13 protein-coding genes and 1 tRNA gene are annotated in these 13,898 nt (G+C 69.5%); 3 read left to right on the top strand and 11 right to left on the bottom strand.

Annotation, left to right across the window (positions count from 1 at the left end; genetic code table 11):
• Positions 1-5: 5 nt before the first annotated feature.
• The gene (locus QFZ27_RS11740) at positions 6-1,442 is read right to left on the bottom strand and encodes a M16 family metallopeptidase (RefSeq protein WP_429226553.1); all 1,437 of its coding nucleotides are present in this window, start codon (positions 1,440-1,442) and stop codon (positions 6-8) included.
• Between the two features lie 122 nt (positions 1,443-1,564).
• Here QFZ27_RS11740 and QFZ27_RS11735 point away from each other — a divergent pair.
• Together QFZ27_RS11735 and QFZ27_RS11730 are read left to right on the top strand one after the other, a co-directional pair.
• Positions 1,565-1,639, top strand: a tRNA-Met gene (locus QFZ27_RS11735).
• Between the two features lie 216 nt (positions 1,640-1,855).
• Positions 1,856-2,083: a hypothetical protein gene (locus tag QFZ27_RS11730; protein WP_429226552.1), complete on the top strand. Its 228-nt coding sequence runs from the start codon at positions 1,856-1,858 to the stop codon at positions 2,081-2,083.
• Positions 2,084-2,334: 251 nt separating this feature from the next.
• Here the strand turns inward: QFZ27_RS11730 and QFZ27_RS11725 are convergent, their stop codons facing one another.
• The 10 genes from QFZ27_RS11725 to QFZ27_RS11680 all read right to left on the bottom strand — a co-directional run bounded on the left by QFZ27_RS11725 (position 2,335) and on the right by QFZ27_RS11680 (position 11,990).
• A complete protein-coding gene (locus tag QFZ27_RS11725) occupies positions 2,335-3,624 on the bottom strand; it encodes an ABC transporter substrate-binding protein (RefSeq protein WP_429226551.1) in 1,290 nt (429 codons plus the stop codon).
• Between the two features lie 19 nt (positions 3,625-3,643).
• On the bottom strand, positions 3,644-4,480 hold the full coding sequence (locus QFZ27_RS11720; protein ID WP_429226550.1) for a carbohydrate ABC transporter permease: 837 nt from the start codon (positions 4,478-4,480) through the stop codon (positions 3,644-3,646).
• Entirely contained in the window at positions 4,470-5,363 is an 894-nt protein-coding gene (locus QFZ27_RS11715; RefSeq protein ID WP_429226549.1) for a carbohydrate ABC transporter permease, read from the bottom strand. The genes QFZ27_RS11720 and QFZ27_RS11715 overlap by 11 nt, the downstream gene beginning before the upstream one ends.
• Before the next feature lie 78 nt (positions 5,364-5,441).
• Positions 5,442-6,299 carry a TauD/TfdA dioxygenase family protein gene (locus QFZ27_RS11710; protein WP_429226548.1) on the bottom strand — a complete coding sequence of 286 codons (858 nt, stop codon included), beginning with the start codon at positions 6,297-6,299 and terminating at the stop codon, positions 5,442-5,444.
• Between the two features lie 120 nt (positions 6,300-6,419).
• Complete coding sequence (locus QFZ27_RS11705; protein WP_429226547.1) at positions 6,420-7,040, bottom strand: TetR/AcrR family transcriptional regulator; 621 nt, start codon at positions 7,038-7,040, stop codon at positions 6,420-6,422.
• A gap of 89 nt (positions 7,041-7,129) precedes the next feature.
• Positions 7,130-8,512, bottom strand: coding sequence for a dipeptidase (locus tag QFZ27_RS11700; RefSeq protein WP_429226546.1), 1,383 nt, complete (start codon positions 8,510-8,512; stop codon positions 7,130-7,132).
• On the bottom strand, positions 8,509-9,267 hold the full coding sequence (locus QFZ27_RS11695) for an SDR family NAD(P)-dependent oxidoreductase (protein WP_429226545.1): 759 nt from the start codon (positions 9,265-9,267) through the stop codon (positions 8,509-8,511). Before QFZ27_RS11695 ends, QFZ27_RS11700 begins: the two co-directional genes overlap by 4 nt.
• A 13-nt stretch (positions 9,268-9,280) precedes the next feature.
• Entirely contained in the window at positions 9,281-10,306 is a 1,026-nt protein-coding gene (locus QFZ27_RS11690; protein WP_429226544.1) for a ketopantoate reductase family protein, read from the bottom strand.
• On the bottom strand, positions 10,303-11,004 hold the full coding sequence (locus tag QFZ27_RS11685) for a creatininase family protein (protein WP_429226542.1): 702 nt from the start codon (positions 11,002-11,004) through the stop codon (positions 10,303-10,305). The genes QFZ27_RS11690 and QFZ27_RS11685 overlap by 4 nt, the downstream gene beginning before the upstream one ends.
• Positions 11,001-11,990 (bottom strand): GntR family transcriptional regulator, encoded by a 990-nt coding sequence (locus QFZ27_RS11680; protein ID WP_429226540.1) that lies wholly within the window; start codon positions 11,988-11,990, stop codon positions 11,001-11,003. Before QFZ27_RS11680 ends, QFZ27_RS11685 begins: the two co-directional genes overlap by 4 nt.
• 208 nt (positions 11,991-12,198) lie before the next feature.
• Between QFZ27_RS11680 and QFZ27_RS11675 the strand changes: the two genes are divergently transcribed.
• Positions 12,199-13,779, top strand: a complete 1,581-nt coding sequence (locus QFZ27_RS11675) for an ABC transporter substrate-binding protein (RefSeq protein ID WP_429226539.1) — start codon at positions 12,199-12,201, stop codon at positions 13,777-13,779.
• The last annotated feature ends 119 nt before the right edge of the window (positions 13,780-13,898 follow it).

Below are 13,898 nucleotides of genomic sequence, written 5' to 3'. Positions count from 1 at the left end.
CGCGGTCAGGGCTGCTTGGCCTGGGTCGCATCCGCCGGCCGGGTCAGGAGCCCGGTGACGGAGCGCGGCGGCTGCAGGTAGGTCCGCGCCGCCTGCTGCACATCCGCGGCCTTGACCGCGGCGATGCGGCCGGGCCAGCCCTGCACGTCGGCGACGCTGCGGCCCAGCGCCGCCGCTTCGCCGAAGACCCGGGCCAGCGCCCCGGGATCGTCCTGGCCGTAGATCGCACCGGCCAGCAGGCGGCGCTTGGCCCGCGCCAGCTCCTCCTCCGGCACCGCCTCGTCGCGCACGCCGGCCAGAACGGCATCCATCGCCGCCTCGAGATCCGGCAGGGCCACGTCGCCGCGCGGCACGGCGTAGACGGCGAAGGGGCTGTAATCGAGCGCGTCCGGGTCGTAGCCGGCGCCGGCCATGGCCGCCTTGCCTTGCTCGGTCACCAGGGCACGGTACAGCCGGCCGGTCTCACCCGACAGCACCGCCGCCAGGACCTGCAGCGCCGCGGCCTCGCCCGGCGCCGCGGTGACCACCGACGGGGCCAGGTAGTTGCGGCGCAGATAGGGCTGGCCGGCGCGGGCGTCGGTCAGGTCCAGCCGGCGCGGCGCCGGCGGCTGCGGCTCCTGCGGCCGCACCCGCGGCGGCGGCTCGGCCCGGCGCTTGACCGGCCCGTAGATCTCCTCGGCCTGCGCCTTCACCGCGGCGGGGTCGACATCGCCGGCGATCACCACCGTGGCGTTGTTCGGCGTGTAGAAGCGGTCGTAGAAGGCCAACGCGGTGTCGCGGTTCAGCGCCTCGATCTCCGACGGCCAGCCGATCACCGGCGCGCGGTAGGGGTGGTTGAGGTAGAGCACGGCGTTCATCGCCTCGCCGAGGCGGGACGACGGCTCGTTCTCGATCCGCATCCGCCGCTCCTCCAGCACCACGTCGCGCTCGGCATTGACCCGCTTCTCCTCGAGCACGAGGTTCTGCATCCGGTCGGCCTCGTAGCGCATCACCAGCGGCAGGTTCTGCTTGGCCACGGACTGGTAGTAGGCGGTGTAGTCGGCGGTGGTGAAAGCGTTCTCGACCCCGCCGATCGCCGCCAGCTCCTGCGAGTAGCCCTGCGGGTGCGAGGTGGTGCCGTGGAACATCAGGTGTTCCAGGAAATGGGCGTTGCCGGACTGGCCCGGCGGCTCGTCGGCGGCGCCGACGCGATACCACACCATCTGCGTCACCACCGGGGCGGTGCCCGCCGGGATGACGATGAACTGCAGCCCGTTGCCGAGGGTGAAGCTCTGCGCCTGCGGCGCGATCCGCAGATCGTCCGGCAGCGGCGCCGGCGCCGCCAGAGGCGGAGCACCTATGGGCGAGGCGGGGGGGGGCGCGGCCTCCTGAGCGAGGGCCGGCGCGACGACGGCGGCGCTCAGCACGAAGGCGGCGGCCAACCAGCGGACGGAGGGGGGCATCGCGGTCATATGTCTAGGTAGCGGAAGCGCCGCTGCCGCCGCAAGCCGATGTGACCATGATACGGGGTCGTCGGGGCGGCTTGACAGCGGCGGCGGCGGGCGCGTATACGCTCGGCCCCGATGGCTGGGTAGCTCAGTGGTAGAGCAGGGGAATCATAATCCCTTGGTCGGGGGTTCAAATCCCTCCCCAGCTACCATCGAATTTCCCGAGCGCCCCTGCGGATTTCCGCGACGGGACAAGGGCTTGCAAGGCGGAGAGACCGGTCCCGGTTCTCCGCCTTTTTCGTTCGCATGTGTTCCTTTACCCACATTTCCGGCAACATCGAGGGCGGCAAGCGGGTGAAGGGCAAGGACGCGCTCTGTGTCCTGCTCGGCGACGCGACCTATATCCCTACCAAACGACAGGAACCCCTATGACAGAGCGGCGGGAACTCTATCGCAGCGCGAGCGGTGACGCGTGGTTTCTCGGACGCGAGCCGACCGATGGTCATGCCTTCATCATCCATCAGCCCAATGCCCCTTCTGGGGGCCGCCTGTCCCATATCGAGCTGGGTGAGTTCCTGCGCAGCGGCAGCGGGCCGGAGCAGCAGGCGTTGCTGCGCCTGATCGGAACGCTGGTCGAGGTGCCGCCATATGCCTGACCGCGCATGAGAGGAAATGCGGGTCCCAGCGAACGTAGGCGCGGCAGATTTACAAACTTGTTTCAGATCTGACCTTTTGCACTACAGATGCAACCGCGGAGGCGGGAGCGAGCGCTGCCACTTCCGCCATCGCTGATGCAGGATATCCGTACCGACGCCCAAGGTGCTTCAACGGCCGTGCAAGGTTCGAAGGCGGAGATGCACTCTGTCTCCGCCTTCACTGCCTGACCCTGGCCGAATCCGAACCGCGATCAGGCCGGCAGCAGCGGGGCGACGCGTTCCTGGATCGCCGCCACCGCCTCCTGGGGCGATTTGCGGCCGAGGACTGCCAGCTGGACCTCCTCGAGGAAGGTCGCCTGGGCGCGCACCGCCTCGGGGAAGGCCGGGAAGGCCGGGCGGGCCTTGGCCAGGACGGCCGATTCGATCTTGGCCAGCGGCTGGGCCGCGGCGAAATCCGGGTCGGCATAGGTCGAGACGCGGACCGGGCCGTTGCCGTTGCGCGCCGCCCCGAGCGTCACCGCCTTGCTGGAGACTGCCTTGATGAAGCTCCAGGACAGCGCCTTGTCGGTCGAGTTCGCCGGGATCGCCATGGCCCAGGATTCGACCACCGCCGCCATGCCGGTGCCGGCCGGCAGCGTCGCCGAGCCGGGGAACGCCACCGCCTTGATCTTGCCCGGGACCGAGGACTGCTCGGGGTTATTGAGCTGGGCGAAGCGGGCGAAGGGCAGCACGCCGAAGGCAGCGCGGCCCTGCTGCAGCCAGGTCACCATGTCGTCGTTGCGGGTGTTGGCGTAGCTGCGCGGCAGCGCGCCCGCCTGGAACAGATCGGCCAGCACCGCCAGCCCCTTCTCCATCGCCGCCGGGTCGGGCAGGAGCTTGCGGTCGGTGCTGATGAAGTCGCCGCCGAAGGCGCGGGCGAACATCACCGGGAACACCGCGAGGTCGCTGGCCAGGATCATCCCGACCACCCGGTTTCCGGCGGCGGAGGTGAAGGTCAGCTTCTTCGCCTGCTCGACCAGTTCCTCCAGCGTCGCCGGCGGGGCGCTGAAGCCGGCCTCCTGCAGCAGCGCCTCGTTGTAGAACAGGGCCTGGGTGGCGTGCCGCACCGGGATGCCGGCCAGCTTGCCGTCGACGGTCACGGCGCGGCGCAGGCCGGGGGCGATGTCGTCGATGTCCTCGATCGGGTCGGACGCCTGGTAGCTGTCGAGCGGCTCGAACAGCCCGACGATCTGCGGCGTCATCCGGTTGTCGATGAGGTAGCCGACATTGAAGCCGGTCTCGGCCAGGCTCGCCTCGCGGAACAGCCGGTCCTGCAGCGGGTTGCTGTCGAGGGTGGTCCAGGCGATCTCCGCCCCCGCCGACTGGCGCCAGGGGGCGATGACGTCGCCGGCGGCGCCCTTGGTCAGCACGTTCTGATGCACCAGATGCGACAGCACGTTCAGCGTCTTGGCCTGGGCCAAGGCGGTCCGGCCCAGCGTCATGGCCGCGGCGCCGGCCACGGTGCCGGCGAGCAGGCTTCGCCTCGTCAGTTGCGTCGTCATGGTTTTCCTCCCCTTTTGTTCATCCCTTGGTCGCGCCGGCGGTGAGGCCGGCGACCAGGAACCGGTTCATGGCGATCACGAACAGCAGCACCGGCAGCAGCTGGATCGAGGCCGCGGCGAACAGCACGCCCCAGTCGACGCCGTCGACCGAGCTGATCATCTCCGACAGCACGAAGGGCGCGGTCTTGGCGCGGGTGGCGGTGAAGATGAAGGCGAACAGGAACTCGTTCCAGGCGAACACCACGACGAAGACGGCGACCGCCAGCATGCCCGGCGCCGCCAGCGGCAGGACGATCCGGCGCAGCACGGTGAGCCGGCTTGCCCCGTCGATGATCGCCGCCTCGTCCAGCTCACGCGGGACCTGGTCGATGAAGGTGCGCATCAGGATCGTGCCAAGCGACACGAAGAAGGTCGTGTACAGCAGGATCAGGACGAGATGAGTGTCGTTCAGCCCGAGCAGGTTGACGATCGGGAACAGCGGCAGGGTGACCACGATCGGCGGGATCAGCCGCACGCCGATCAGGAGATAGACCGAGCCGGCGAGAAAGCGGCCGCGGTGCCGCGAATAGGCATAGCCGGCGAGCGCGCTGACGGCGACGGCCAGCACGGCGGAGCCGGCGGTGACGATCAGGCTGTTGACCAGCCCGTCGAAGAAGCTGCCCCAGCGCTGCCAGAGATGCTGGTAATGCAGCAGCGTCGGCTCGAACAGCAGCTTCGGCGGCACCGCGAAGATGTCGCGCCCCGGCTTGAACGACGACAGCACGATGAAGGCGATCGGCACGATCGACCAGGCGACCACCGCGGCGACGGCGACGGCCTTGCCGGCCTTGACCAGGAGGCGGTGGTCAGCGCGCATCGGCCGCCATGCCCTTGCGCAGCCGCAGGATATAGGCGGTGGCCAGCAGCAGCGAGACCACGACCATGATCCAGGCGGTGGCGGCGGCGGTGCCGAAGGAGTTGTAGCGGAACGCCTCGAGATAGAGGTAGACGGCCACCACCTCCGTGGTCCGCGCCGGCCCACCCTGGGTCAGCAGCCAGATCTCGGAGAACAGCCGGAAGGCGAAGATGTAGCGGAACAGCATGGCGATCAGGATCGCCGGCGCCAGCAGCGGCAGGGTGACGTTCCGGAACAGCTGCAGCGGCGAGGCGCCGTCCGCCCGCCCGGCCTCGTACAAATCCTTCGGGATCGCCAGCCGGGCGGCGTAGAGGATGACGAAGGTGAAGGGCAGGTGCAGCCAGATGGTCAACAGCCCGACCAGGACCAGCCCGTGCGACGGCACGAAGGTCCAGTCCAGCGTCGGCAGGCCGAGATCCAGCAGCGCGTTGGTCACCGGGCCGACATCGGGGTCGAACAGGAAACGCCACATCGCCGCCGCCGTCACCTCGCTGATCGCGTAGGGCGCCAGCACGATTACCAGCAGCACGCGCCGCGCCGGCAGGCCGCTGGCGAACAGCAGGGCGATGCCGAGGCCGAGCAGCAGCTCGAGATGCACCGCCACCGCCACCACGGCGACGGTGTTGAGCAGCGACCGCCAGAAATAGGGGTCGCCGAGCACGCGGAGATAGTTGTCGAAGCCGACGAAGCTCGCCGCCTGGCCGAAGCTGGAGGCCTGGAAGCTGAGCCAGAGCACAAAGATCGACGGAATCACGATGACGCCCAGAACCAGGACGTGCACGGGCGCGACCAGCGGCAGCGCCCCCGCCAGCCCCTGTCGCAGACCCTTCCAGCGTGCTTGCATTCCGCCTCCCGGGCCGTTCGTCGTCGGGGACGCCGCCTGCCCTGGCCCTGGACGGCGGCGGTGTTCGAGGGCGGGCCTTCAGGCCGCCGCGGCGAGCGGCACGCGGCCTTCGACGGTGGTGCGATACATCACCCGGCGATAGCCCGGATAGTCGTTGATCGCGGTGTGCAGCACGAAGGGGTTGTTCCACATGCCCAGCGTGCGCGGCGCCCAGCGCAGGCGGCAGTGGAACTCCGGCCGCGTCGCCCTGGCCAGCAGGAAGTCGATCAGCGGCTTGCTCTCCTCCTCCGTCATGCCCTTGAAATGGGTCAGGACGCTGCTGACGAAGACATAGCGCCGCCCGGTCACCGGATGGGCGCAGATCACCGGGTGCTCGACCGCCGCATTCTCGATCGCCGCGACATCCGCGGTGACGCCGAGCCGCTTCTGCATCGCGTTGATCGCGAACACGCCGCGCCCGCTGTGAATGCCGGTCAGGCCTTCGAGGATCGAGACCAGTCGCGGCGACAGCGACTGGTAGGCCTTCTCCAGGCTGGTGAAGCAGGTGTCGCCGCCGACCGGCGGCACCTCCTCGCCATACAGCATGGTCAACCCGGGCGGCTTGGCCAGCCAGGCCAGGTCCATGTGCCAGTCCTCGCCGATCACCTTGCCGGTGTCGTCGCGCTCGCGCACGAAGCGGACGATATCCTCGAACCCGTCCATCGGGGTGTGCACGGGATTGCCGCTGAACGGCCCGAAGCGACGGGCGACCTGCTGCAGCGTGGCGGGAACGAGGTCCTGATCGCGCACCGCCAACACATGGTATTCGTGCAGGGCGCGCAGCACCTCGGCGAAGGTATCCTCGGGCGTCGTCCGCAGATCGACGCCGATGATCTCCGCCCCCAGCGCGCCGGTGAACGGCCGAAGCTCGAATTGCGTGAAGCGCTCGTCCCGCATTCCCTGCCCGCCTCCCTCGATGGCCGCGCTCTCTCATTGGCGCAACACTGACTTACGTGTAAGTAAGTACATCGCGGCGAAAGCAGCGTCAACGGGTCTCGATGATCAGCTCTGCGGCTCTTAGGCCACGCTGATCAGGCGGCCGAGCGCCCCGAACAGCAACTCGATCTCCTCGAACCGGCCGGAATCCTGGGTCATCGGCGGGCAGGACAGCAAGGTGACGCGCAGCACCCGGACGACGTCCTCGACATCGGTGCCCGGCCGCAGCTGGCCCGCTTTCGCCGCCTCCCCGACCGCGTGACGAAGGCAGAGGTCGTAGGTCCGGTTGACGCGCTCGAGCGCGGCCACCGCCTCGTCGCCGAGCGTCGGAAGGTCGTGGCGCAGCCGCGACAGCGGGCTCCAGACATTGCGGTCCCGGTCGCCCCGGTTGAAGCGGTCGTAATAACGGCGCAGATCATCCAGCTGCATCGCCAGCCGCTCTGCGAAGGTCGCGGTTCCCGCCCGCCAGTAGCGTTCGATGCGGGATTCGGCGTTCGCGGCGATGTCCTCGATCAGCTCCCGCATCAGCTGCTGCTTGCTGCCGAAGTGATGGTGAATGTTGGCGCGCGTGGTCCCGATCGCGGCGGCGATGTCGCCGAAGCTGAAGCCCTCATGCCCGCGCAGGACATAGAGCTCCGCGGCGACCGCCTTGATGCGGTCGCGCGTGCCGCCGGCGGCATCGGCGCTGTCCTGACGTGCCATGTCGTGCGCCCCTGTTCGACTGCTCCGAGGGCGTTGTGAGGCAAACGGCATGGCTTTGTACAGCCGGCGTCGCGGGACGCTGCCGGCGGTCAGCCCGGGCTGTGCCCGGCCAGGCGCGGCAGCAGCCGGGCCCAGCCGACCAGGCCGTCGCGGAACCGCTCCAGCCGGAAGAACTCGTTCGGCGAGTGGTAGTCCTCGTCGGCGGTCGAGAAGCTGAAGAACACCGTCTCGATGCCCAGCACGCGGCGGAACACGGCGCCGATCGGGATGGTCGCGCCCATCGCCACCCGCAGCGGCGGCTGGCCGAACAGCTCGCCCAGCACCGCTTCGGTCAACGCCAGCACCGGATGGTCGGCCGGGATGGCGAAGGCCGGCGAGCCCGGGCCGTGGCGGTGGATCTCCAGGCGGCAGCCGGCCGGGGCGTGCCGGCGCAGATGCGCCTCGATCGCGGCGAAGACCCGCTCCGGGTCCTGGCCGGCGACCAGGCGGCAGGAGATCTTGGCGCCGGCCTTGGCCGGGATCACGGTCTTGGTGCCGGGCCCGCCATAGCCGCCGGTGATGCCGTTCAGCTCCAAGGTCGGCTTCAGCCATTGCCGGACCAGCAGTTCCTCGGCCGTGGGCATCGGCTGCGGCGCCGCCGCGCCGATCGCGGCGAAATAGCCCTGGGGGTCGAAGCCGGAGGCCTGGATCGCCTCGATCAGCTTCGGGTCCGGCGGGGTGATGCCGTCGTGGAATCCCTCGACCGCGACCTCGCCGGCCTCGTCATGCAGCGTCGCCAGCAGCCGGGCCAGGGCCGGCAGCGGATTGGGCGCGCTGCCGCCATGCCGGCCGGAATGCAGGTCCTTGCCGGCGCCGTGCAGCTCCAGCTCCAGCGCCAGCATGCCGCGGCTGGCGACGGTGACGGTCGGCAGGTCGGGCCGCCACATCGCCCCGTCGGCCGACAGCACCACGTCGGCGGCCAGCCGCTTGGCCTCGGCCGCGACCAGCGCCTCGAGATGGGCGCTGCCGCACTCCTCCTCGCCCTCATAGATGAACTTCAGGTTGACCGGCAGCCGGCCGTCGCGCTCCAGGAAGGCCTCGGCCACCAGGATCGGGATCAGCGACGGCCCCTTGTCGTCCGAGGCGCCGCGGGCGTAGAGGCGGCCGTCGCGGATCTCGGGCGCGAAGGGCGGCGAGGTCCACAGCTCCACCGGATCGGGCGGCTGCACGTCGTAGTGGCCGTAGATAAGCACGGTCGGCGCGCCCGGGGCGTGGCACCATTCCGCCACGACCGCCGGATGGCCCTCGGTCGGCAGGATCTCGACCTGCTCCAGCCCGGCCCGGGCCATGCGGTCGGCGACGAAGCGGGCCGCCCGATCGACGTCCGGCTTGTAGGCGGGATCAGTGCTGACGCTCGGAATCGCGCAGTACTGCTTCAGCTCGTCGACATGACGTTCGAACCGGTCCAGCAGCAGGGTTTCGATCGCGCTCATTTGCCTCCGTCCACGCTCAGCACCTGGCCGCTGATCCAGCCGGCCGAATCGGAGGCGAAGAACAGCACGGCATTGGCGATGTCGTCGACCGTGCCGAGGCGGCGCAGCGCGATCGCGTTCATCAGCCGGGCCTGCCCCGCCTCGCCCATCGCCTCCCATTGCCGCTCGGTCGTCGGGTTGGAGCGGACGAAGCCGGGCGCGACGTTGTTCACGGTGATGCCCCAGGGCCCCAGCTCATGCGCCAGCTGCCGGGTCAGGCCGATCTGCCCGGCCTTGGCGCTGGCATAGGCCTGGATCCCGGTCAGGCTGATGCCGAGCCCGGCGCCGCTGGAGATGTTGACGATGCGGCCGCCGCCCTTGCGTTTCATGCCGGGCGCCACCGCCTGGGCGCACCAGAACGCGCCGGAGAGGTTGACGTCGAAGATCGCCTGCCAGGCGTCCGGCCCGATCTCCTCGATCGGCCGGCCGACCTGGCCGAGCACGCCGCCGGCGTTGTTGACCAGCACGTCCACGGCGCCTGAAGCCGCCTCGGCCTCCGCCACCAGCGCCTGCACGGCATCGCGGTCGGTGACGTCGACGGCGCGCACCGCCCCCTCCGGCCCGATCAGCCGAGCGGTCTCGGCCAGCTCCTCCGCCAGCACGTCGCAGGCCCAGATCCGCGCGCCATGCCCGGCGAAGGCGGCGGCGATGGCCCGGCCGAAGCCGTGGGCGGCGCCGGTCACGATCACGGTGCGGCCGGTGAAATTCTGGGTCATGGAAGCCTCCCGCTCAGGCGGAAACGGTCTCGAGTTCGTCCAGCAGGGCCAGCGCCATCTCGCGCCGCCCGGCCTCGATGTCGTGCACCAGCGCGATCAGCCGCGCCGTGATCGGAGTCGGCATGCCGTGCTGCGCCCCGATCTCCACGATCGGGCCGAGCTGGGCGTCGACCTCGGTCGGCCGGCGGCGCACCGCCAGGTCGCGCCAGATGCCGGAATGGCTTTTCGCCGATTTTCGGTTGTGCGCCACCATGTCGTCGAAGGACCGGGTGGTCGCCTCCGCTGGCGCGCCGGGGCGAAACGCCGAGGGGTCGAAGCCGTCGAACGCCTCCGGCCGGATGCCCTCCGCCGCGGCGACGGCGCCGACCTCCAGCCCCAGCCGGGTCAGCACCGGCCGGTAGCGCGGCGCCGCCAGAACGTCGGCGATCGAGTCCGGCGTCACCGCCGTGGCGAACAAGAGCGCGCCGTAGATCAGCTTGCCCCAGAGATAGCCCCAGATGTTGTCGGTCAGCACCGCCTGCGGCTCGAACCGGCGCAGCAGGCTGTGCAGCTGCTCGATCCGCGGCGTGCGCTGGCCGTCCAGCTCGCCGGCCACCACCGCGCCGCGGCCGCCATAGAGGATCACGCCGGGCTCGAGGTAGTCGGCGCCGAAATTGACGAAGCAGCCGAGGGTGCGGGCCTTGTCGATCCGGGCCGCGATCACCCGCTCGTTCAGCCCGTTCTGCAGCGAGGCGACATAGCCGCAGCGGGCCAGATGCGGCGCCGCGGCCGCGATCGCGGCTTCGGTGTGATGCGCCTTGACGCAGAGGAAGATGCGATCGAATTCGCCCATGACCGCGTCCGGCGTCACCGCGCGGGCCGGTACCGTGTATTCGTCGATGGGGCCGGTGATGCGCAGGCCGCGGTCGTTGATCGCCGCGACATGCTCGGCCACCTGGTCGACGAACAGCACATCCACCCCGGCGCGCAGCAGGGCGGCACCGACCGTGCCGCCGATGGCGCCGGCACCCCAGATCAGGATCGGCGAGGCGTCTCTCATGCCCAGGGTCCTTCGAGCAGGGCCCGGGTCTCGGCCACCGCCACGTCCCAGATCGCCTGCATCTCCTCATCCGCGCGCTGGTAGTAGCCGCCGAAATTGCCGTCGCCGAGATAGCGCCGCACCGCCTCGGGGTCCATCACCCGCATCCGGGCGAAATCGATCATCGGCTTGCGCTGGGTCGGCTGGTCGACCCCGGCCAGCCGGGTCCAGGGGAAGTTCTCCATCCAGGAGGCGTGGGAGGCCTGGGTATCGATGGCCTGCACCTTGGCAAAGGTCTCCGGCGCGTTCCACCAGTTGTGGAACTTCACCGCGGCGCCCGGATGGTCGGTCATCCATTCGGTCGCCACCGACTGGGCCGGCTGGTTGCCGCCATGGCCGTTGACGATCAGGATGCGGCGGAAGCCGGCGCGGTGCAGGCTGTCCAGGATGTCCTGCACCAGCCTGGCATAGGTCTCGACCCGCAGGCTGACCGTACCGGGATAGGCCAGGAAATACGGGGTGATGCCGTAGGCCACGACCGGGAACACAGGCACGCCCAGCGGCTCCGCCGCCTCGGCCCCGACCCGCTCGCTGAGGATGCTGTCGACCGACAGGCTCAAGCCGGCATGCTGCTCGGTGCTGCCCAGCGGCAGCACGGCGCGGTCGTCGCGTTGCAGCCAGGCCTCGACCTGGCTCCAGTTCATCTCGCTGATCTTCACGACAAAGCCTCCTGCGGTTCCACGGCGCCCTCGTCGTGCGGCGAGAGCAGCGGGACGATCTGCTGGTCGACATCGACCGGGTCCGGGCTGTGCCGGTACTCGATCGCCCTGACCCCGGGGCGCAGCCGGGGCAGCACGCTCTCGGCGCCGGTCGACAGCACCATGACGTCGGACTGGTCGATCACGGTGTCGAGCGCCGGCGTGCCCAGCGCGGCGCCGGCGACCTGGCGGACATGCGGGGCGAAGCGCTGCACCCCGGATTTCATGATCGGCAGGAAATCGGCGAAGCGCGAGGCGATGCCCAGCCGGACCAGCGGGTCCAGCCCGGCCAGGGCCCGGCGCGTCTCCTCCGACGGAATGAAGCGGATCGCCATCACCCGGCTGTCCGGCAGCAGCGCCGCGGCCTCGCGCTGGCGGTTGGGGAAGGTCACCACCAGCTCGGCCTCCGCCGCCCGGCGCCGCGCCGATTCGTCGCTGCGCAGCTCGTCCATGGTCAACGGCTGCACGTCGGTGCCGGACGGCAGCCGGGACTGGATCGCCGCGGCATAGGCACGGGTGGCGTCGCGGAACAGACCGAGCATGACCACGGTGCGGGCCGGCCGCCGCGGCCGGCGCCGCGCCAGCCGCGACTGGACCATGCCGGTCAGGTCGGCCGGGGTCAGCCCGATCGCCATGGCGTCGTCGATCAGGTGGTCGAGCCGACGCTGGATCTCGGCGATCTCGGTGCGCGGCCGCTGCCGCGGCTCCCCACTCTCCGCGACGAAGCTGCCGCGGCCGCGCCGGGTCTCGATCAGCCCGGCCTCGCGCAGGCCGCGATAGACCAGGGCCACCGTCATCGGCGCCACCGCCAGCGAATCCGCCAGCTCGCGCACCGAGGGCAGCCGCTCGCCCGGGCTCAGCTCGCCGCAGGCGATGCCGTATTCGATCAGGCCCTTGACCTGGAGCCCGAGGGGCACCGGCAGCTCACGGTCGATCTGCAGCTTCATGGGGCAGGATTCTCCTGTATCAGTCCACTAGCACACTCATTCAAGCGACGGCAACGTGGTTTCCGAATTGCGTCCAAGTTATTGCGTTTGTTTCCGTATCAGGCGCATTCGACGCTGATTGACTCTGTCACCGCCCTGGCGGTAGCGTACTAATACGCCAGAACACATGGCGACCCGGGAGGGGCTTCAAACAACAGTGGAGGTCGCGATGAGGATGCTGCTCAAGGCAGCCGTGGCGGCGGTTTTGCTCGCCGGGACGAGCGCGGCGGCGCTGGCGGTCGAGCGCGGCGGCGAGATGCGGTACGGGCGCTACGCCGACAGCCTGTTCCTGGACCCGGTGCTGAACGACGCCAATGTCGACATCTGGATCTTGACCAATCTGTACGACACGCTGCTGCAGCCCTCGGCCGACGGGGCCTCGGTGGAGCCCGGCCTGGCCACCGCCTGGAAGGTCTCCGACGACGGCCTGTCGGTCACCCTGACCCTGCGCGAGGGCACCAAGTTCTCGGATGGCAAGCCGATCACGGCCGAGGATGTGAAATGGTCGCTGGACCGGGCGCGCAACCCGAAGAACGGCATCTGGAACAGCCTGGTCGCCTCGATCGGCGGCGTGACGGTGCAGGATCCGACGACCGTGGTGCTGAAGCTGCAGCACCCCGACCCGACGATCATCGCCGCGCTGTCGACCTTCAACACCGCGATCATGCCGAAGGCGGCCTTCGAGGCGACGCCGGGCGCCACCGACGACGAGAAGGCGCATGCCTTCGCCGAGCACCCGGTCGGCTCCGGCCCGTTCATGTTCGACAAGTGGGAGCGCGGGTCGTCGATGCGGCTGGTGCGCAATCCCCACTACTGGAAGCCGGGCGAGGACGGCAAGCCCCTGCCCTATCTCGACGCGGTCGAATTCGAGATCATCCCGGACGACGCCACCCGCATCCTGAAGCTGCAGTCGGGCGAGCTGGAGGGCGCCGAGTTCATCCCCTATGCGCGGGTCGCCGAGCTGAAGGGCGATGCCGACCTGCAGATGCAGCTGTACCCGTCGACCCGGGTGCAGTTCGTGACCATGAATGTCCGACCCAAGCTGACCGACGGCAGCGACAACCCGCTGGCGAACGAGAAGGTGCGACAGGCGCTGAACTACGCCGTCGACAAGGATGCGATCATCCAGATCGTCACCCATGGCGTCGGCACGCCGCAGACCTCGTTCATGGCGTCGACCACGCTGTACCATTCCGGCGACGCGCCGCTGTACCCGTATGACGCCGCCAAGGCCAAGCAGCTGCTGCAGGAGGCCGGCTTCGGCGACGGCTTCAGCACCAAGGTGATGGCGCTGCCGGGCAACCAGGACCAGCTCGGCATCGGTGCCGCGGTGCAGCAGATGTGGGCCGCGATCGGGGTGAAGCTGGAGATCGAGCAGGTCGACAACGCCACCCTGACCGACCGCTACCGCAAGGGCGATTTCTCGATGCGGATGTCGGCCTGGACCAACGACATCAACGACCCCAGCCAGATCACCTCCTACTTCGCCTATTCGCCGGTGATCGACGCCCTGCATTCAGGCTGGAAGAACGACGAGATGGATAAGCTGTTCGAGGCCTCGCAGAAGGAGAGCGACGCCAAGAAGCGGGCCGAGCAATACGCCCAGATCCAGAAGATCTACGCCGAGTCCGGCCCGATCCTGTACCTGTACGAGACGCCCTATCCGGTGGCGCTGCGCAAGAACGTGCAGGGCTTCGTCCAGATCCCGCTCGGCAACAACATCTTCGCCGGGGCGTATCTGACGAAGTGATACGGATGCATCGCGGTCGAGACCAGGAACGCTACGCCAGTCCTTTCAACCTCCCCCTCCCCTTGCGGGAGGGGGCAGGGGGAGGGGTGTGGCGCGGCCATGGCCAATGCTGGGTGATT

Origin of the sequence: Inquilinus ginsengisoli (genome assembly GCF_050434925.1) — a bacterium.
GTDB classification, from domain to species: domain Bacteria; phylum Pseudomonadota; class Alphaproteobacteria; order DSM-16000; family Inquilinaceae; genus Inquilinus; species Inquilinus ginsengisoli_B.
The sequence above is the reverse complement of the archived record's forward strand: the minus strand, read 5'-3'. Positions and strand labels throughout refer to the sequence as shown.

Coding starts and splice junctions, on each gene's coding strand:
- QFZ27_RS11675 (WP_429226539.1), top strand. CDS start 12,199: ATGAGGATGCTGCTCAAGGCAGCCGTGGCGGCGGTTTTGCTCGCCGGG.
- QFZ27_RS11715 (WP_429226549.1), bottom strand. CDS start 5,363: ATGCAAGCACGCTGGAAGGGTCTGCGACAGGGGCTGGCGGGGGCGCTG.
- QFZ27_RS11730 (WP_429226552.1), top strand. CDS start 1,856: ATGACAGAGCGGCGGGAACTCTATCGCAGCGCGAGCGGTGACGCGTGG.
- QFZ27_RS11720 (WP_429226550.1), bottom strand. CDS start 4,480: ATGCGCGCTGACCACCGCCTCCTGGTCAAGGCCGGCAAGGCCGTCGCC.
- QFZ27_RS11680 (WP_429226540.1), bottom strand. CDS start 11,990: ATGAAGCTGCAGATCGACCGTGAGCTGCCGGTGCCCCTCGGGCTCCAG.
- QFZ27_RS11740 (WP_429226553.1), bottom strand. CDS start 1,442: ATGCCCCCCTCCGTCCGCTGGTTGGCCGCCGCCTTCGTGCTGAGCGCC.
- QFZ27_RS11725 (WP_429226551.1), bottom strand. CDS start 3,624: ATGACGACGCAACTGACGAGGCGAAGCCTGCTCGCCGGCACCGTGGCC.
- QFZ27_RS11710 (WP_429226548.1), bottom strand. CDS start 6,299: ATGCGGGACGAGCGCTTCACGCAATTCGAGCTTCGGCCGTTCACCGGC.
- QFZ27_RS11705 (WP_429226547.1), bottom strand. CDS start 7,040: ATGGCACGTCAGGACAGCGCCGATGCCGCCGGCGGCACGCGCGACCGC.
- QFZ27_RS11690 (WP_429226544.1), bottom strand. CDS start 10,306: ATGAGAGACGCCTCGCCGATCCTGATCTGGGGTGCCGGCGCCATCGGC.
- QFZ27_RS11700 (WP_429226546.1), bottom strand. CDS start 8,512: ATGAGCGCGATCGAAACCCTGCTGCTGGACCGGTTCGAACGTCATGTC.
- QFZ27_RS11695 (WP_429226545.1), bottom strand. CDS start 9,267: ATGACCCAGAATTTCACCGGCCGCACCGTGATCGTGACCGGCGCCGCC.